The following is a 17,834-nucleotide window of genomic DNA, read 5'->3' as shown; positions in this document are numbered from 1 at the left end:
ATCAGAATTCTTCCCAATTCTCACCGGAGGCCGACGTCGATGGCACGGAGCCCGGTTGGTTGCCGAATGCGCCCGCAAGCTTGCCCATGAGGGCCTTGGCGGGGGATGGAGCTGGACGCGAGGTCGATTTTGCCGAGGCGAGGTTGCGCAGCGGCACTGCCCTGTCGGTGCCCCTGGGGACCAGCCTTGCGGATGCCGGCGTCGCTGTCGCCTGCGTCTGGACAGGGGGAGCTGCTACCGGCCGCACGCTCGGGGGCGTCTGAGACGGCGCGCTGGATCGCATCGATGCGTGAACGGCGCGGCCCTCGTGGAACTGGCCGACGAGCTGCGTCAGCTTTTCCGCGTCCTGCGCCAGCGTGTGGCTGGAGGCGTTGGTCTGCTCGACCATCGCCGCATTCTGCTGCGTCATCTGGTCGAGCTGGCCAACGGCCGTGCTGATTTCGTTGAGCCCGGTCGACTGCTCGCGCGCCGCCATGACGATGGAACTCATATGTTCGTTGATGCGGGCGACATCGACGCCGATGCGGCCGAGCGCCTCGCCCGTCGCCTGCACCAGCCGGACGCCGGTGCCGACCTCGTTGCCGGAGCGGCTGACCAGCGTCTTGATATCCTTGGCGGCACCGGCGGCGCGCTGCGCCAGTTCGCGCACTTCCTGCGCCACGACGGCAAAGCCCTTGCCGGCTTCCCCTGCCCTTGCCGCCTCGACGCCGGCGTTCAGCGCCAGAAGATTGGTCTGGAAGGCGATCTCGTCGATGACGTTGATGATCTTGCCGATCTCGTTCGAGGCATCCTCGATGCGGGCCATGGCGCTGATCGCCTCGCCGACGATGCGGCCGGATTCCCGCGCATTGGTGCGGGTGTCGTCGACCATACGGCTCGCCTCTTCGGCGCGCTGTGTCGCCGTGCGCACGGTCGCCGTGATCTCGTCGAGGGCGGCGGACGTCTGTTCCAGCGAGGCCGCCTGTTTCTCGGTACGGCGGGCCAGGTCGTCGGCGGCGGTGCGCATCTGACGGCCGTTCGATTCGATCGAGAGCGCGTTTTCCTTGACGTTGAAGAGCACGTCGCGCAGGCGCTCGACCGTCTGGTTGAAGTTGCGGCGCAACGTGTCGAGATTGCCGTCGAAGGGGCGCTCGATGCTGACGGCCAGATCGCCATCGGCAAGCTGCGTCAGCGCCAGCCCAAGGCTGTCGACCGCAGCCTGGATGCGGCGCACCGCTTCGTCGCGCTCGCCCTGCTGCTGTTCGCGTTCCTTCTCGATCTCGCGGCGACTGGCCGCGGCATTCTGCTCAAGCGATTGTTTTTCGATGGCCGCGGCGCGGAAGAGGTCGACGGAGCGGGCCATGACGCCGATCTCGTCGCCGCGATCGAGCGCATCGACCTTTGCGCCAAGCTCGCCCTTCTGGATGCGCTGCATGCTGTCGCGAAGCCCGAGGATGCCGCGGCGCAGCGTGGCACCGTGAAACCAGAGCAGGCCGAGCAATGTCGCCATGGCGAGCAAGCCGGCGGCAGTCTGCAGCAAAAGCGCATCGGCCGATACGGCGCGCGCTTCGTCGACCCGCGTCTGAACCAGTTGCGTCGCAGCTTCGGAGAGCTGTGCAAGTGCAGTACCGAGCCGTTCGCCGGCACCGTCGATCGCGTCGTCGATCTTGCCGAATTCATCGGTCGAGGCCTTGCCTTCGACCAGCGCCTTCAGGTCGACGCCAATCGCCTGGCGAAGTTCGGCCAGATCCGCGTCGAAGGTCGATAGCGCGTCGTCCCGGCCGAGCAGTACCGCAAGCGCCTTGATATCCGCCTTGCTTGCCTCGATATGGCCGAGCGTGGTGGCGATGCTGGCAGCGCGCTCCGGATGGATGACGCCTTCGTCGCGGTCGACGATCGTGTCCATGGCGTTGAGCACGAGGTTGGTGGCGGCAAGCCGCATCTCGGCGACGGTGGTCAGGCCGCGCTGCGCGGTGATGGCGCCGTTCAGCGCCTCGTTCGAGCGCATGTCGTCATACCAGCCGACGCCAAGCACGGAGCCGAAGCCGACAAAGGCGGCACCGGCGAGCGTGGCAAGCCGCTGGCTGACGGAGAGGTTCTTCTTCAGGGGCGCAGACGTTGCGGTCATCGAGCAGTCCATGGTCACGGACCTGCCCAAAGCCAGGCGAAGTCCTCCGTTAAAATCGATGCGGAAAGCCGGGCTCGATCAAACCGGATGACGTCATGTCATGTAGAGGTGAAGCACTTCACCCGCGTTGGCAAAACACTGGCAAACAGACCTTAAGCATTCGCTAAGACGTCACCCGAATCATGGGGAAACGGAGTGCGGCGACATGCTTTGCTGAAGCGCGGTCGCGCCTTCAAGAAAGCGGAGCAGCACCGCCTGCTCCTCGGCCTTGCCTGCCATCCCTTCCCCTCGCCGTTTCAGATGCTATGATGGGGCCATGAACACGAGAACGCAGAGATCGATCCGGCTTCCGCTGCTTGCGGGTCTTGCGATGGCGTTTGCCGTCGTGACGTTTGTCGCCTTCCGCGGCTGGATGTCGAACGGCGCCGATATCTTCCTGGCGCTCGCCCAATCCGGCCTTGCCTGGTGTTTCTGACCTGACGAGCCTGTTGCCGGAGCATTTCCAGGAAAAAGGGTGCGAAACGGTTTTCCGTCCGGAAATGCGTCAACACCAAGAGATTGCCTGCGGCAATTGTCCCATTTGCGTGGCCGCGATGGAGACGGTATCAAAAGCCGATCAACCTGATACGGCCGGCCAAGGCCCCAACAAAATCGGTAGCACGCATGAAAACCATTCGCATCGCCCTTTGGGCCGCCGTCGTCGTCATGGCCGGCGTTCTCGGCTGGCTGACCTATGAGATGACCCAGTCGAAGCAGCAGGCCGCCTCCGGCCCCTTCGGCGTGCCCTTCGCGCTGGTGGCGCAGGACGGCAAGGAGATCACCGAAAAGGCCTTCGCCGGCAAGCCGACCGCGCTCTTCTTCGGCTTCACCCATTGCCCCGAGGTCTGCCCGACGACACTGTTCGAGCTGAACGGCTGGCTGGAAAAGGTTGATCCGGAAGGCAACAAACTGCAGGCCTATTTCATCACCGTCGACCCCGAGCGCGACACGCCGGAAATTCTCGGCCAGTACGTCTCCAACGTGTCCAAGCGCATCACCGGCATTTCCGGTCCGGCCGACAAGGTGCTTGATATGGTCAAGGGCTACCGTGTCTACGCCAAGAAGGTGCCGCTCGACGCCGAAAAACCTGATGGTGACTACACCATGGACCACACCGCCTCGGTGTTCCTGCTTGACGCCGACGGCCGCTTCTCCGGCACGATCGCCTATGAGGAAAACCCCGAGACGGCGGTCAAGAAGCTCGAGAACCTCGCCAAGGGCTGAGGACGCTTCCAGCCTCAATCGAACATCTTTGCAAGCGCCGGCATCGCCCGGCGCTTTGCGTTTGCCAGGCATTCATGGTAGCGGCGGGGCATGCAGTGCCGCGCGCCGGATCGGGTGCGCGAAGATTATGCAGTGCCAGCCGAAGGACAGAGCCTTGAGCGAGATCAGACTTTTCGTCACCACCACCGAGAAGCAGGCGGAAGCCGTGCTCGACCGCATGAGCGAGGTTTTCGGCGAAGAGGATTTTGCCATCGGCACGACGGAAGTCGACGAAAAGCGCGACGTGTGGGAAGCCTCGATCTACATGATGGCGGCCGACGAGGAGGGCGTGAACGAACGTCTGACCGACGCGCTCGCCGACGGCTTCTCCCATCTTCCAATCGCGCGTGAGGTGCTGCCGGATATCGACTGGATCGCCAAGTCGCTCGAAGGGCTGGCGCCGGTGCGTGCCGGCCGCTTCGTCGTGCATGGCTCCCATGACCGCGACAAGATCCGGACCGGCGAAATCGCCATCGAGATCGAGGCCGGCCAGGCCTTCGGCACCGGCCACCATGGCACCACCGCGGGCTGCCTCGAGGTGCTGGCGACCGTGGCGCGCACCCGCACGGTGCGCAACGTACTCGACCTCGGCACCGGCAGCGGCGTGCTGGCGATTGCCGCCTGGAAGCTCCTGCATGGGCCGGTGCCCGCCCCCGACATCGACCCGACCGCCCCCCGCGTTGCGGAGAAAAACGCCCGCCGCAACGGCGTCGTCACCGGCATGACCTTTGCGACGGCACCCGGCTTTCATTCCACCGCTTTCAGCGGCAACGGCCCGTTCGACCTGATCATCGCCAACATCTTGGCCCGCCCGCTGATGAAGATGGCGCCGCAGCTGACCGCCAACCTCGCCCCCGGCGGCTCCGTCATCCTCTCCGGCATCCTCGCCGAACAACGCTGGAAGGTGCTTGCGGCCTATAACGGCCAGCACCTGCGCCACGTGCGCACCATCTGGCGCAACGGCTGGGTGACGATCCACCTGGAGAAGTAGTCGCGGCGACCGCAGGGGCATTCGGTGTTGAGGCTGCCCCTCATCCGCCTGCCGGCACCTTCTTCCCGCCTGCGGGGAGAAGGCAATTGCGGCGCGCTCTTGCCACGTTGCATCTCTTTCGTATCCCGCACCCCAATAGCACCAGCTTAGCCCTAGATCATTTCATTGTTTCATTGAAACAGTGAAATGATCTAACTCTTTGAAACTACGCAATTCCGGGCGGAAAACCGTTTCACACTTTTCCTGCAATTGCTCTAGCTGGGTGGTTCGTCGCCTCACGGTGCGCCACCTCCCGGTGGTGGGCCCAGCCAGCGCGCACGTCCCCTCTACCCGCCTGCGGGGAGAGGGTTAAAATGAACAAGAGATAGCAACACCGCTGTCGCGGCCGGCGACAAACAAGCGCCACGCACACTTCCAAAGGTCGGAAAAACGAAAAGGCCGCCACGTCTTTCATGACGGGCGGCCTTTCGAAACAAAGGCGATGCCAGGGGCATCGCCTGCTGGTCGGCTTGAGACCGACCATGCCCGCGAGCCTGAGGAGGAGGAGCGCTCGAGCGGGCGTCTACCGTTCCGAAATTGGCCACCCTTGAGGGAGGAGGAGAACAGAATGACCAACTATTCTCGGAACTGCAGGCTTTTGAACCACCGGATGTACGTCCGTGTTCGTTGAGGCGGCTTATAAACTATTATTCCGATAGAGATAGCGGCTTCTTAGCATAGGAGCCATGCACAAAGCGCATATGTATGGTAAATGAGCAATTGCCCTCTGCAGCGTCAAATGTGACGCGCTGAGGCCGCTGCAACACTCTAAACTTGCTGCATAATTTTCTCCTTAAATCGATTCCGACTTAAGGAACCATGCAGCAATTCTGTGCACGTCCTGCCGCCGACATGCCCGGCAGGATCTCGCCTCTTTCCTCGCAAGGGGCGTTTCCGCTAAGATCGCGCATCTTTCCCGCGGTTCTCCGCCCAATCTACCGGAAATCCCTCATGTTTCAGTCCTTTGAAGTCACCTCCACGCCCCAGTTCGGCAAGGAGCGTACCGAAGCTTTGCGCGCCTCCTTCGCTAGCCTCGGCATCGACGGCTTTCTCGTGCCCCGTGCCGACGAGTTCCAGGGCGAGTATGTGCCGGCGTCGTCGGAGCGGCTTTCCTGGCTGACCGGCTTTACCGGCTCTGCCGGCGTCGCCCTCATCACTGAGCGTCAGGCCGTCGTTTTCGTCGATGGACGTTACGTGACCCAGTTGAAGGAGCAGGTCGACGGCCAAGTCTTTACCGGCGGCGACCTCATTGGCGAGCCGCCGCATCTCTGGCTGGAGAATAACGGCACCAAGGGGTTCAAGCTCGGCATCGACCCGTGGCTCCATACCGGCGCCGAAGTGCGCCGGCTGGAAAAGGCGCTTGCCGTCCTCGGCGGCGCCCTCGTCTTCCTCGATCACAACCCGCTCGACCGCATCTGGACCGGACGTCCGGCAGCCCCGCTCGGTCGCGTCTCCATCCAGCCGATCGAGCAGGCCGGCGAGCTTGCCAAGGACAAGATCGCGACGATTGCAGCCGGCCTCGGCAAGGCCGGCGCCGGCGCCGTCGTGCTCACCGACCCCTCCTCCGTCGCCTGGACCTTCAACATCCGCGGCACCGACGTGCCGCACACGCCGCATCCGCTCGCCCGCGCCATCATCCATGCCGATGGCCGCGCCGAACTCTTCCTCGACAAGCGCAAGACCGGCATCGAGCAGGAAGCCTATCTCACCCAGATCGCCGAGATCGCGGCGCCCTCGACCTTCGACGACCGCTTGTCCGCGCTGGGCGCCGCCGGTGCCTCGGTCATGATCGACCCGGACCTCGCCTCCTTCGCCATTTCCGAGCTGATCCGCGGCAAGGGCGGCAAGGTGGTCGAAGCCGTCGACCCGGCTCGCCTGCCCCGCGCCCAGAAGAACAAGGCCGAAATCGAGGGCTCGACCCGCGCGCACCTGCAGGACGGTGCCGCCATGGTCGAATTTCTCGCCTGGCTCGACAAGGCCGAACCCGGCACTGTCACCGAGATCGGTGCCGCCAACCAGTTGGAGGCCGCCCGCGCCGCCATCGGCGAGCGCATGCAGAACCCGCTCAAGGACATTTCCTTCGACACCATCTCCGGCGCCGGCTCGCATGCCGCAATCATGCACTATCGCGTCACCACCGACACCGACCGCGCGATCGAAGCCGGCACGATGTTCCTGATCGATTCCGGTGCGCAGTACATCAACGGCACGACCGACATCACCCGCACGGTGGCGATCGGCGCGGTTCCGGAAGAGCAGAAGCGTTTCTTCACGCTGGTGCTGAAGGGCATGATCGCCATCAGCACCGCACGCTTCCCCAAGGGCTCGCGCGGTGTCGACCTCGACCCCTTGGCCCGCATCGCGCTGTGGAAGGCGGGCGCCGACTACGCCCATGGCACCGGCCACGGCGTCGGCTCCTACCTCTCGGTGCATGAGGGACCGCAGCGCATCGCCAGGCTCTCCACCCAGGAGCTGCTGCCGGGCATGATCCTGTCGAACGAGCCGGGCTATTACCGCCCCGGCGCCTTCGGCATCCGCATCGAAAACCTCATCGTCGTGCAGCCGGCCGAAGAGATCGCCGGCGGCGACCTGGCCATGCTCGGCTTCGATACGATCACCTATTGCCCGATCGACCGACGCCTGGTGCTGCCGGCGCTGCTGACCGACGAGGAGCTGGCCTGGTTCAATGCCTACCACGCCGAGACGCGCGAAAAGCTGATGCCGCTGCTGGTGAGCGAGGAGACCCGCGACTGGCTGAAGGCCGCGACAAAGGAAATCACGCGCTGAGTCAGGCATTCGTCTGGGCTCCTCCATCGCGGGAGCCCAGGCGGCACACATTCGCCACCGCGGCCGCTTCATGCCGTGCCGCGGTTCTCCAGTGCAGCAGCGGGGGCCGGGAATTCCCGCTGGGTTCAGATTCCCAGAAGTTTCTTAGCCTCGCCGAGCGATGCCTCCGAACCGGCATGATCGCCGGCGCTGTGCTGTTCTTCGCCCTTCTTGCGCAGTTCCGCAACCTTCGCCTTGTCGGCGTCGGACAGAGACGCCGTGGGCAAGGCCGCGTCGATCGCAGCCATCATGGTCGGGCATTGGCTGGCAAGGGCCGTCGCAGGCGCAAGCGCGAGCAAAAGGGCAATCGAGATCCTGGTAAACATGGTCGCTCCTCCACTGCCGGGAGGCTGCAACAAGATGCCCCCGCGACCTTTGCGCGTCAGACAGGGCGCGTGGTACGGGAGTGCCTCTCCGGCAATCAGAGGATGATAATCCAGGACGCGTCCGACGCCAACGCCTGAGAGTTCAACACGCCCTGCCCGCCCGTCTTCGACAGGGATTGCCCGCGCGAAGGGGTGTGAAGAACTTACAGCACGAGATGGCGGAGCAGCATCACCACCACCCAGCCGATGACGAGCATGCGCAAGGTGGAGAGATTAAGCCCGAGCGCAATGGCGAAGGCGACGAACATCGAGACCGCGACGTCGAAGCCGCCATAGACGAAGGCCGGCGCCACCAGCGTCGTCAACACCGCCGCTGGAACGGCGTTCAGCGCCGATTCGAGCCGCGGCGGAATCTGCTTCATCTGGGTAATGAGCACATAGCCGCCGATGCGGGTTATGAAGGTCGCAACCGCCGCCGCGATGATGAGGTAAATGAGGTTGAGGTGTTGCGGATCCATGGCTCAGGCCTCCTTCTCGATGGCGACGGGTGGCGCTGCCACGGTCTCGGCTGGCGGCAGGCAGGCGGCAAGCAGAATGCCCGCCAGCGCCCCGATGCTGACATGCCAGGGCGAGCCGACGAAATGCATGCCGGCAACGGAAGCCACGGCGGAAACGGCAACGATCGGCAGGAAGCGGTCGCGCTTGCGGAAGCCCATCACCAGCCCGAGGAAATAGATCGGCAGCAGTACGTCGAGACCGATGGCCTTGGGATCGCCGACCAGCTGGCCGAAGATCGCGCCGAGCAGCGTGTTGAAGATCCAGGGGAAATAGATCACCAGGCCGAAGCCGAGATACCAGGGGAAAGTGACCGGCAGGCCACGCTCGCCGCGCTTCTCGGTCTCGGCATATTGCGGGTCGACGAGCAGGAAGAAGGCAAAGAACTTCTGGACGAAGGTGAAATGCCGGACATGCTTGGCGATCGAGGCGGAATAGAGCACGTGGCGGAAATTGACGGCGAAGACCGAAAGCACCACCAGCCAGGGCTGGACATGGTTGCCGAACAGCTCGATGCCGACCATCTGGCTGGCGCCGGCATAGACCGCCGCACTCATGAAGACGGCATCGCCAATGGTAAAACCGTTGTCGACCGCAAGCGCCCCGAACAGCGCACCGAACGGCGACGCCGCCAGCATGATCGGGAAGCCGCCGCGCACCCCTTCCCAGAATTCGTCTTTTCTCATGGAGTCCTCCCGCGGCACCGGCAATGGGCGCCCGCGGCATGCCGCCTTCGATCAAGGCCACATGCAGCATTTCAAAACTGCGACAACCGCCGTCGCGCGCCTCAAAGCGCGCACGGCCATCGTCCTGTGCCGGACAGATAGGCGCTTCGCCCCTGACCAACAATTCAATTGCGCTTATGCAATGATTGAATTTTATGATGCCTGCCGGCTGCAGGCTTGAACGAAATGCGCATGGGCCGGCAAACGGCCACCGTTTTGTCACCGCCTCGCCGCGCCTTCGTTCGGCGCGGCGAGATCGCGTGAATGCGAAATGGGTTAGCGCTTGACCTGGAACGTATGCTCGACGCCCGGGAACGTGCGCGCCTTGACCTCGTTTGCGTATTCCTCGACCGCCTTGGAGATCGCCGGCGCCAGTTCGGCGAAATGCTTGACGAAGCGCGGCTTGAAGTCGTTGAACAGGCCTAGCATGTCGTCGGAGACCAGGATCTGGCCGTCGCAGGCCGGTGACGCGCCGATGCCGATGGTCGGCGAGCGCAACTCGCTGGTGATCTCGCGCGCAACCGGCTCGACCGTGCCTTCGACGACGATGGCGAAGGCGCCGGCATCGTCGATCGCCTTGGCGTCGCGACGGATCTTGGCCACTTCCTTCTCGTTGCGACCGACCGAGCGATAGCCGCCGGTGGTGTTGACGAGCTGCGGCATCAGGCCGACATGGCCGAGGACCGGAATGCCGCGGCTGACGAGGAACGCGACCGTCTCGGCCATCTCGGCGCCGCCCTCGAGCTTCACGGCGCTGCAGCCGGTTTCCTTCAGAACGCGTGCCGCACTGCGGAAGGCCTGCTCCTTGGATTCCTGGTAGGAGCCGAACGGCAGGTCGATGACGATGCACGAGCGCTCCGAACCGCGCATGACCGCCTGGCCATGGGCGATCATCATGTCGAGCGTGACGCCGACGGTGGTGTCGAGACCATAGAGCACCATGCCGAGCGAATCGCCGACCAGCAGGAAATCGACATGCGGATCGAGCAGCCGGGCGATCGGCGTCGTATAGGCGGTCAGGCTGACGATCGGGCGCTCGCCCTTCAGCGCTTCGATATTGGCGGGGCTCAGGCGGCGTCTGGACGATTGTACGCTCATTCTCAGGCAACCTTTGCAAAATGGGCTGATTTCGGAGCAATCACGCGGTTGTCGAGCAGCTTCGTCGTGCCGAAGCGGACGAAGAGCAGCAGGAGCACCGGCTTGGCGCCGATCGCGTCAATGGTTTCGAGCGTGTCGGGGTCGCGCAGCGCCACGACTTCCGGCCGGGCCAGCGGCTCGGTGGAAAGAAAGGCCGTGACCGCCCTTTCCACTTCGCCAGCATCGGTGATCCCGGACGCGACCAGCCGCTCGGCCTCGGCAAGCGCCTTCGGCACGATGGCAGCCGCCTGGCGCTCTTCGGCGTTGAGGTAGACATTGCGCGACGAACAGGCGAGCCCGTCGGCCTCGCGCACTGTCGGCACGCCGATGATTTCCACCGGCTGGGCGAGATCCTCGACCATGCGGCGAATGATCTGCAGCTGCTGGAAATCCTTCTCGCCGAAATAGGCACGGTCCGGCTGCACGATGTTGAACAGCTTGGTCACGACAGTGGCAACGCCGGCAAAGTGGCCGGGGCGCACCGAGCCTTCGAGCTCCGAGCCGAGCTTCGGCACGTCGACGACCGTTTCCATCGGGCGCGGATACATGTCGGACACGCCGGGCGAAAACAGGAAGTCGACGCCGCCCTCCTCCAGCATTGCCTGGTCGCGAGCGAGATCGCGCGGATATTTGCTGAGATCTTCGTTGGGGCCGAACTGCAGCGGATTGACGAAGATGCTGGCAACGACCACGTCGTTTTGGCCGCGCGCACGACGCACGAGCTCCATGTGGCCGACATGCAGATAGCCCATGGTGGGCACGAGCCCGACCGTTTTGCCCGCCCGCCGGTGTTCGGCAAGGGCTGCGCGCAGCTCGGTGATGGTGGCAATGGTCTTCAAATCCGGACCCTCCAATCCGCGAAGGCGCCGCTAGCGCCCTGCCTCGCAGTATAGGGCGCTCGGCCGGCTCCGCGAAAAGGCAATTGCACAAAATTTGGCTGCAAATCTCTATCTTGTGCAGCGCAAAAAGACAAACGGAAATGGTGCCGCTGCGAATGGGGCGAACCCGGCATCGATGCCATCACACATCCGCCAGCCTACCGCACGGCATGGGTGGGGTATCTGGAACCCGCAGGCTCACAGGTCTGCGGAACTCGGCACCCGCCAGGGCGGATCAAGCCTGTTGGCTCCTGCGAAATAGAGCACGATGCGATTGCCCGCAGGATCGAAGACTTCGGCTTCCCGCCACAGCCAGCTCTTGTCGGCGGGGCTGCTCGCAAACAGGATGCCGGCTTCGATCAGCCGGCTGACGGTCAGATCGAGATCGTCGCACTCGAAATAAACGGTGGTGCCGCCGCCTCCCGCTTCGCCCTGGTGCAAGGAGAAAGAACTGCCGCCATCGGGGCAGACGAAGCGCACGTAATGCGGCCGCGCATCGACGATCGGCCGGAGCCCGAGCGTGCGGTAGAATTCCCACCCCGCATCGAGATCGGGCATCGTCACCGTCACCTGATTCAAACGCATGGTGTCCCCTCACATCATGGGCGCCCCCCTCGCCCTTGCAGAATTGCGTGAACATCCGCCAGAAACGCCGGATGTGCAAATGATAAGGGTTCCGCAGGAACCATTGGCTTGAAGGATGACGGAGCCAGGCGGCAATGATCGATGCGCCGCACCGAATGCACTCGGCGCGGCGCACCTCAGTGATGGAAGAGAGATCGGCTCCGGCCCCCTCACCCGAACTTGACGAGATTGAGCGCTGGCAGTGGCCCACCCGGGAACTGCACCAGCCTGCCGCCGACCGCCAGCGATCCGAGGTCGATGCCGAAGAAGCCGAGGCGGTCGATCAGCACTGCGACCTCTGCCTTTGCGGCGTCATCATCACCGGAGAAGAACAGCACCCGGCTGCCGCCTTCGGCCTTCGGGTCGCCGGAGAGGAGCGGCGCCAGCAGGTGGTTGAATGCCTTGACGACGCGGGCGCCGGGCACGAGGTCGGCAAAGACCTCGATCGAGAGTCTTCCGTCGAGCTGTGCCGGCTTGAACAGCGGCGCCTCGATCGGATTGTTCGCGTCGATGACGATGCGGCCGTTCCAGTCGGGCAGGCCGGCAAGCGCGGTCGGCAGTTTCGACCAGTTGACGGCAACGAGCACGATATCGGCGCTTGCCGCCTCTTCCCGCGTGCCGGCGGTGATGAAGGATGCGAGTTCGTCGGCAAGCCCCGTCAGGCTTTCCGGGCCGCGGCTGTTGGCGATGGTTGCAGGGATCCGCGCTTTTGCCAGCGCCCGGGCGAAGGCCGATCCGATATTGCCGGAGCCGATAATACCGATGGACATGGACATTCTCCTTTGCTTGCTCCGCGCGGAGGCGAGCCGTGTCGAAGGGCTGCCGCGGCGCTGGTCGGGGTTAGGAAGCGATGGTCAGTGCGCCAGCCGGCGCACGGCCTTGGGCGAGTTCACCGATCAGGCGGTAAAGCCACCGTCGGCGACGATGTCGGCGCCGGTGACGAAGGCAGCCTCCGGGCTTGCCAGATAGGACACCACGCTGGCGATCTCCTCCGGCTTGCCATAGCGGCCGATTGCCATGCCGGGGCCGACGATCTTGGAGACGGGGCCGCCATCCGGGTTCATGTCAGTGTCCGTCGGGCCGGGATGCACGGTGTTGACGGTGATGCCGCGGGGGCCGAGATCGCGCACCAGGCTGCGGTTGAAGCCGGCGACGGCACCCTTGGTCAGCGTGTAGAGCGAGGCCGTCGGAAAGGCGGCATAGCGCACCATCGACGAGCCGATATGGATGACGCGGCCGCCCGGCTTCATCTTGCGCACCGCTTCCTGGGTGGCGACGAAGACGCCGGTGACGTTGACGGCGATCATGCGGTTGTAGTCCTCGTCGGTGATCTCGTCGATCGGCCCGCCGAGCGCAATGCCGGCATTGTTGACGAGAATGTCGACGCCGCCCAGCACATCTGCCACCTGATTGACGGCAGCGCGCACCGCGCCGGCATCGCCGGCATCCGCCTTGATGGCAACGGCGCGCCCGCCCTCAGCCTCGATCGCCGCGACCACGGAAGCCGCCTTTTCCGGCGAGCCGTGATAGGTGATGGCGACGGTCGCACCGTCTGTGGCCAGGCGCTTCGCGACGGCGGCACCGATCGAGCGCGAGCCGCCGGTAACCAGCTCCACCTTGCCTGCAAGCGTCTTTCTGTTCTCGGTCATGACATCAACTCCTTCAGGGTTTTGATGGAGTGGATATTGCCATTTCATTCCGTTAGGATAAGTCGGAAATGGCTTTCATCATCTTCAACGATTGCTTGAATATTCGATCATGGAAACGCTGGCCAATCTCGAATCCTTCGTGCGCAGCGCCGAACTCGGCGGCTTCTCCGGTGCGGCGCGCAAGCTGGCGCTGACGCCGGCGGCCGTCAGCCGCAACGTGGCGATGCTGGAGCGGAACCTCGGCGTACGGTTGTTTCATCGATCGACCCGCAAGCTGACGCTGACCGAAGAAGGCGAGCGTTTCCTCGCTGCCATCCGCGACAATCTCGAGGGCCTGCAAAGCGCCATCGCCGGCATAGCGGGCCAAGGCGGTGAGCCGGCCGGCCTGCTCAAGGTCAGTCTCAGCCCCACCTTTGGCACCGACCACATCCTGCCGCTCATGCCGGCGTTCCTTGAGAAGTATCCGGCGATCCGCCTCGACTGGCAGTTCGACAACCGGCAGGTGGATCTTGTCGCCGAAGGTTTCGACGCGGCGATCGGCGGCGGCTTCGAGCTTTCGCCCGGCATCGTCTCGCGGCCGATAGCGCCGGCGCACATCATTGCCGTCGCCTCGCCCGCCTTCCTCAAGAACCGCCCCCTGCCCGTCGACCCCAGCGGGCTCGCCGACCTTGACGGCATCGTCATGCGCGCCACCCGTACCGGCCGCATCCGCCACTGGGCGATGCGTAACGCCGCCGGCAATGAAATGAGCGCTCCGCCGCGCGAAACCATTGTCGTCAACGACCCGAGCGCCATGTGCCGTGCGGCCCTGCTCGGCCTCGGCGTGACCCTGGTGGCAGTTCCCGATGTGCTCGCCCATCTCGAAAGCGGCGCCCTCATCCGCCTAGTGCCGAAATGGTACGCCGATGCCGGCCCGATCTCGATCTATTATGGCAGCCGGACGCTGCTGCCGGCAAAGACCCGCGTCTTCGTCGACTTCGTCGCCGAGCATTTCAAACGAAACCGCCTTGCCGAGAGATTTGCCGGCAGCCTCGGGTAGACATGGGTGGTTGAAAACCCCTGATTGCACACCACATCAGCAGGGACAAATCGCATTCCTCAAAAAAATTCTGACGGGCTGTCGGCCCCGTGTCCCGCCGAACGTCCTAGTTATGTCCAATCAAGAAAATCCCTTACGAGGAGCATTCCATGCGCATGATTTTTGTAAACCTGCCCGTCAAGGATCTGAAGGCGTCGCGCGCGTTCTTCGGCGCGCTTGGCTTCACCTTCAACGAGCAGTTCTCCGACGACACGGCCGCCTGCACGGTGATCTCGGACAATATTTTCGTCATGCTTCTGACTGAACCGAAGTTCCGCGATTTCATCACCGGCGAGATCAGCGACGCCAGAAAGGGCACCGAGGTCATCACCGCCCTTTCGGCTTCGAGCCGCGCCGAATGCGACGACATGCTCGCCAAGGCACTCGCTGCCGGTGCCACGCCCTGGAAGCCGGCGCTCGACTACGGCTTCATGTACGGCATCAGTTTCCAAGACCTCGACGGCCACGTCTGGGAATTCATGTGGATGGACCAGGAAGCCGCCCAGCAGCAGGCCTCCTGATCTGACGCAATGCCCCCTTGTCTTGCGCCCGCCGCTTTTCGCGGCGGGCGTTTTTGCGTGTTCCAACGACAGGAACAACGAAAGGGCTTTCGGTCGCGGCGGTTTGGGGGAGAAATTGCTCGAGAAATCCGATAGTTGGGGAGCTTAAACGTCGAGAAGGGCGAGCGAGCCGTAGGCGACGCTTGCAAGCATGCAGAACGAGGAAGCCCCATGTCCACGAATGTCGAAGCCAAGCATTGGTCCAAGGTCGAGCTTCTGCACGAGACCGTGCGCAACCCGAACATCCATGTGCGCGGCACCAACAGCTATTACAGCAACGCCTGGACGGGTTCCTTCGAAGAGAGCGTCGTGCGCTATCTCTACGGCGATGACTACAGCCTCAAGGCCTGGGAGCCGCAATGGCCGATCGACCAGCTTCGGATCGGCAACTATGTCGCGATCGGTGCCGAGGCCGTGATCCTGATGGGCGGCAACCACACCCACCGCACCGATTGGGTCAGCCTCTATCCCTTCCTCGACGTGATCGGTGAGGCCTATATCGGCAAGGGCGACACCGTCATCTGCGACGGCGCCTGGATTGGCCTGCGCGCCATGATCATGCCGGGCGTCACGCTTGGCGAAGGCGCCGTCATCGCTTCGGGCGCTATCGTGACCAGGGACGTGGCGCCCTACACCATCGTTGCCGGCAATCCGGCCCGTTCCGTTCGCCAACGCTTCCCCGAGGCTGATGTCGAGGCGCTGCTCGCACTCGGCATTTACCGGTGGGAGAGGTCAAAATTCGACGCACTGCGCCGTTTCATCTGCGCCGACGACATCGGCGCATTGAAGGCCGCATCCGAAGCCTACGATACCGAGCAGGCGTAACCACACGGTATGTCGACGCGCTGATCGCGGGCATTAGCCGGCGATCAGCGCCAGCCATTCGTCCTCGTCCATCGTCTGCACGCCGAGTTCGCGCGCCTTGTCGAGCTTGGAGCCCGCCCCCGGGCCTGCGACGACGATATCGGTCTTCTTCGACACCGAACCTGCCACCTTGGCGCCCAGGCTTTCCGCCTTGGCCTTGGCTTCGTCGCGCGTCATCTTTTCCAGCGAACCGGTAAAGACGACGGTCTTGCCGACGACCGGGCTGTCGCTGGTAACCGGTTTCTCCGCCCCTTCGGGCGTCACTTCCGCAAGCAGCCGCGTGACCACTTCGAGGTTGCGCGGCTCCTTGTAGAATTCGACGATGGCGCGGGCGACCACTTCGCCGATGCCGTCGATGCTGTTGAGTTCGTTCCAGGCATCGCCGGCAAAAGTGCCGGCCTCGCTCATGGCTGCGCCGAAGGCTTCGTAGCTGCCGTAGGAGCGCGCCAGCAGCTTGGCCGTGGTCTCGCCGACATGGCGAATGCCGAGCGCGTAGATGAAGCGATGAAGCGCGATCGAGCGGCGCGTGTTGATCGCGTCATAGAGCTTGCGTACGCTTACGCGACCGAAGCCGTCGATGTTCTCGAGCTTCGTCAGCGACGTCTCCTGCCGCTTCTCCAGCGTGAAGATATCGGCCGCCGTGCGGATCGACAGAGTCGGGTCCTCGCTCTCAAAGAAGAACTCGATCTGCTTGGAGCCGAGGCCTTCGATGTCATAAGCATTGCGTGAGACGAAATGCTTGAGATGCTCGACCGCCTGCGCCCGGCAGACGAAGCCCCCGGTGCAGCGGCGCACCGCATCGACCTTGCCTGACTTTTCATTGATGTCGCGCACCGCATGGCTGCCGCAGACCGGGCATGTGCTCGGAAAACGATAGGGCTCGCTCCCTTCCTTGCGCTCGTCCATCACGACGTCGACGATCTGCGGGATGACGTCGCCGGCCCGCTGGACGATCACCATGTCGCCGATGCGGATGTCACGGCCCTCGCGGATCGGCTCGCCGCTGTTGCCGAGCCCCTTGATGTAATCCTCGTTGTGCAACGTGGCGTTGGTGACGACAACGCCGCCGACGGTGATCGGCTCCAGCCTGGCGACCGGCGTCAGTGCGCCAGTGCGCCCCACCTGGATGTCGATGGCGGTCAGCCGCGTAAATGCCTGCTCCGCCGGGAACTTGTGCGCCGTCGCCCAGCGGGGCGAGCGCGAGCGGAAACCGAGGCGCGCCTGCAGGTCGAGCCGGTCGACCTTGTAGACCACGCCGTCGATATCATAGTCGAGATCGGGGCGTTCGCGCTCGATGTGATGATAATGCGCGAGCAGCTCGTCGGCCGACGAAATCCGCTGCATCAGCGGGTTGACCGGGAAGCCCCAGGCCTTGAACGCCTCGACCATGCCGAATTGCGTATCGGCCGGCATTTCCGACATCTCGCCCCAGGCATAGGCAAAGAAGCGCAGCTTGCGGCTGGCCGTCACCTTGGCGTCGAGCTGGCGCAGCGAGCCGGAAGCCGTGTTGCGCGGATTGACGTAGAGCGGTTTGCCGAGCGCTGCCATCTCGGCATTGAGGGCGGCAAAGTCAGACTCCCCCATGTAGATTCCGCCGCCCACCTCGACGATCTCGGGCGCGCCCGCCGGCAGCGTCTGCGGGATCATGCCGATGGTGCGGATATTGGCGGTAACGTTTTCGCCGGTCGTGCCATCGCCGCGCGTCGCCGCCGTCACCAGCCGCCGGTTCTCGTAGCGCAGCGACATGGAGAGGCCGTCGATCTTGGGTTCGGCGGTAAAGGCGATGGAATGATCCGGCAGCTGCCCGAGGAAGCGGTAGACAGAAGCGACAAAATCGCGGGCGTCCTCGTCGGAAAACGTATTGTCCAGCGACAGCATCGGCCGGGCATGAACGACCGGCTGGAAGGTGACGGATGGCGCAGCTCCGACCTTCTTCGAAGGGCTGTCCTCGCGCACAAGCGCCGGGAACCGCGCCTCGATCGCGTCATTGCGCCGTTTCAGCGCATCATAGTCCGCATCCGTGATCTCCGGCGCGTCCTTACCGTGATAGAGCGCGTCATGGCGGGCAAGCTCGGAGGCGAGAAAGGCCAGCTCCTCGGCGGCTTCCGTTTCGTTCAGATTCTCGACGGGTTTCAGTTCACTGGACATGCGCGACGACTCCGGATTGGGAGTC

General features: G+C 64.0%; 16 protein-coding genes and 1 pseudogene. 7 read left to right on the top strand and 10 right to left on the bottom strand.

Going from position 1 to position 17,834, the window contains the following annotated elements:
- Position 1: 1 nt before the first annotated feature.
- The gene (locus AC244_RS22105; protein ID WP_063934136.1) at positions 2-2,107 is read right to left on the bottom strand and encodes a methyl-accepting chemotaxis protein; all 2,106 of its coding nucleotides are present in this window, start codon (positions 2,105-2,107) and stop codon (positions 2-4) included.
- A gap of 316 nt (positions 2,108-2,423) precedes the next feature.
- Here AC244_RS22105 and AC244_RS37635 point away from each other — a divergent pair, with 316 nt between their 5' ends.
- The 4 genes from AC244_RS37635 (at position 2,424) to AC244_RS22090 (ending at position 7,226) form a co-directional block, all read left to right on the top strand.
- Positions 2,424-2,582: a hypothetical protein gene (locus AC244_RS37635; protein ID WP_202596102.1), complete on the top strand. Its 159-nt coding sequence runs from the start codon at positions 2,424-2,426 to the stop codon at positions 2,580-2,582.
- Between the two features lie 188 nt (positions 2,583-2,770).
- Positions 2,771-3,370 carry an SCO family protein gene (locus AC244_RS22100; protein WP_053250980.1) on the top strand — a complete coding sequence of 200 codons (600 nt, stop codon included), beginning with the start codon at positions 2,771-2,773 and terminating at the stop codon, positions 3,368-3,370.
- Between the two features lie 154 nt (positions 3,371-3,524).
- Positions 3,525-4,400, top strand: a complete 876-nt coding sequence (locus AC244_RS22095) for a 50S ribosomal protein L11 methyltransferase (protein WP_053251009.1) — start codon at positions 3,525-3,527, stop codon at positions 4,398-4,400.
- A 990-nt stretch (positions 4,401-5,390) separates the two neighbouring features.
- Positions 5,391-7,226, top strand: coding sequence for an aminopeptidase P family protein (locus AC244_RS22090; protein ID WP_053250979.1), 1,836 nt, complete (start codon positions 5,391-5,393; stop codon positions 7,224-7,226).
- 125 nt (positions 7,227-7,351) lie between these two features.
- Here the strand turns inward: AC244_RS22090 and AC244_RS22085 are convergent, their stop codons facing one another.
- From AC244_RS22085 to AC244_RS22045, 8 genes and pseudogenes are all read right to left on the bottom strand, one after another.
- Positions 7,352-7,591 (bottom strand): hypothetical protein, encoded by a 240-nt coding sequence (locus tag AC244_RS22085; RefSeq protein WP_053250978.1) that lies wholly within the window; start codon positions 7,589-7,591, stop codon positions 7,352-7,354.
- A 203-nt stretch (positions 7,592-7,794) separates the two neighbouring features.
- A complete protein-coding gene (locus AC244_RS22080) occupies positions 7,795-8,109 on the bottom strand; it encodes an AzlD family protein (RefSeq protein ID WP_053250977.1) in 315 nt (104 codons plus the stop codon).
- A 3-nt stretch (positions 8,110-8,112) separates the two neighbouring features.
- Positions 8,113-8,832: an AzlC family ABC transporter permease gene (locus AC244_RS22075; protein WP_053250976.1), complete on the bottom strand. Its 720-nt coding sequence runs from the start codon at positions 8,830-8,832 to the stop codon at positions 8,113-8,115.
- 315 nt (positions 8,833-9,147) lie between these two features.
- Positions 9,148-9,969 (bottom strand): 3-methyl-2-oxobutanoate hydroxymethyltransferase, encoded by an 822-nt coding sequence (panB, locus tag AC244_RS22065; RefSeq protein ID WP_053250974.1) that lies wholly within the window; start codon positions 9,967-9,969, stop codon positions 9,148-9,150.
- A gap of 2 nt (positions 9,970-9,971) precedes the next feature.
- Entirely contained in the window at positions 9,972-10,847 is an 876-nt protein-coding gene (gene panC / locus AC244_RS22060) for a pantoate--beta-alanine ligase (protein ID WP_053250973.1), read from the bottom strand.
- A gap of 237 nt (positions 10,848-11,084) precedes the next feature.
- Positions 11,085-11,471, bottom strand: coding sequence for a VOC family protein (locus AC244_RS22055; protein WP_053250972.1), 387 nt, complete (start codon positions 11,469-11,471; stop codon positions 11,085-11,087).
- Between the two features lie 209 nt (positions 11,472-11,680).
- Positions 11,681-12,289 (bottom strand): annotated as a pseudogene (locus AC244_RS22050) (NADPH-dependent F420 reductase); the annotation flags it as partial.
- Positions 12,290-12,406: 117 nt separating this feature from the next.
- Positions 12,407-13,159 (bottom strand): 3-oxoacyl-ACP reductase family protein, encoded by a 753-nt coding sequence (locus tag AC244_RS22045; protein ID WP_053250970.1) that lies wholly within the window; start codon positions 13,157-13,159, stop codon positions 12,407-12,409.
- A 109-nt stretch (positions 13,160-13,268) separates the two neighbouring features.
- Here AC244_RS22045 and AC244_RS22040 point away from each other — a divergent pair, with 109 nt between their 5' ends.
- The 3 genes from AC244_RS22040 to AC244_RS22030 all read left to right on the top strand — a co-directional run bounded on the left by AC244_RS22040 (position 13,269) and on the right by AC244_RS22030 (position 15,622).
- Positions 13,269-14,198, top strand: a complete 930-nt coding sequence (locus AC244_RS22040; RefSeq protein WP_053251008.1) for a LysR family transcriptional regulator — start codon at positions 13,269-13,271, stop codon at positions 14,196-14,198.
- A gap of 149 nt (positions 14,199-14,347) precedes the next feature.
- On the top strand, positions 14,348-14,758 hold the full coding sequence (locus AC244_RS22035; protein WP_053250969.1) for a VOC family protein: 411 nt from the start codon (positions 14,348-14,350) through the stop codon (positions 14,756-14,758).
- 210 nt (positions 14,759-14,968) lie between these two features.
- Positions 14,969-15,622 carry a CatB-related O-acetyltransferase gene (locus AC244_RS22030; RefSeq protein ID WP_053250968.1) on the top strand — a complete coding sequence of 218 codons (654 nt, stop codon included), beginning with the start codon at positions 14,969-14,971 and terminating at the stop codon, positions 15,620-15,622.
- 33 nt (positions 15,623-15,655) lie between these two features.
- Here AC244_RS22030 and ligA read toward each other — a convergent pair whose 3' ends face one another.
- Positions 15,656-17,809 carry an NAD-dependent DNA ligase LigA gene (gene ligA, locus AC244_RS22025; protein WP_053250967.1) on the bottom strand — a complete coding sequence of 718 codons (2,154 nt, stop codon included), beginning with the start codon at positions 17,807-17,809 and terminating at the stop codon, positions 15,656-15,658.
- Positions 17,810-17,834: the final 25 nt, after the last annotated feature.

It is taken from the genome of Ensifer adhaerens (assembly GCF_001270265.1).
In the GTDB taxonomy this organism is placed as follows: domain Bacteria; phylum Pseudomonadota; class Alphaproteobacteria; order Rhizobiales; family Rhizobiaceae; genus Ensifer; species Ensifer adhaerens_B.
This window is presented reverse-complemented; position numbering and strand designations above follow the sequence as displayed.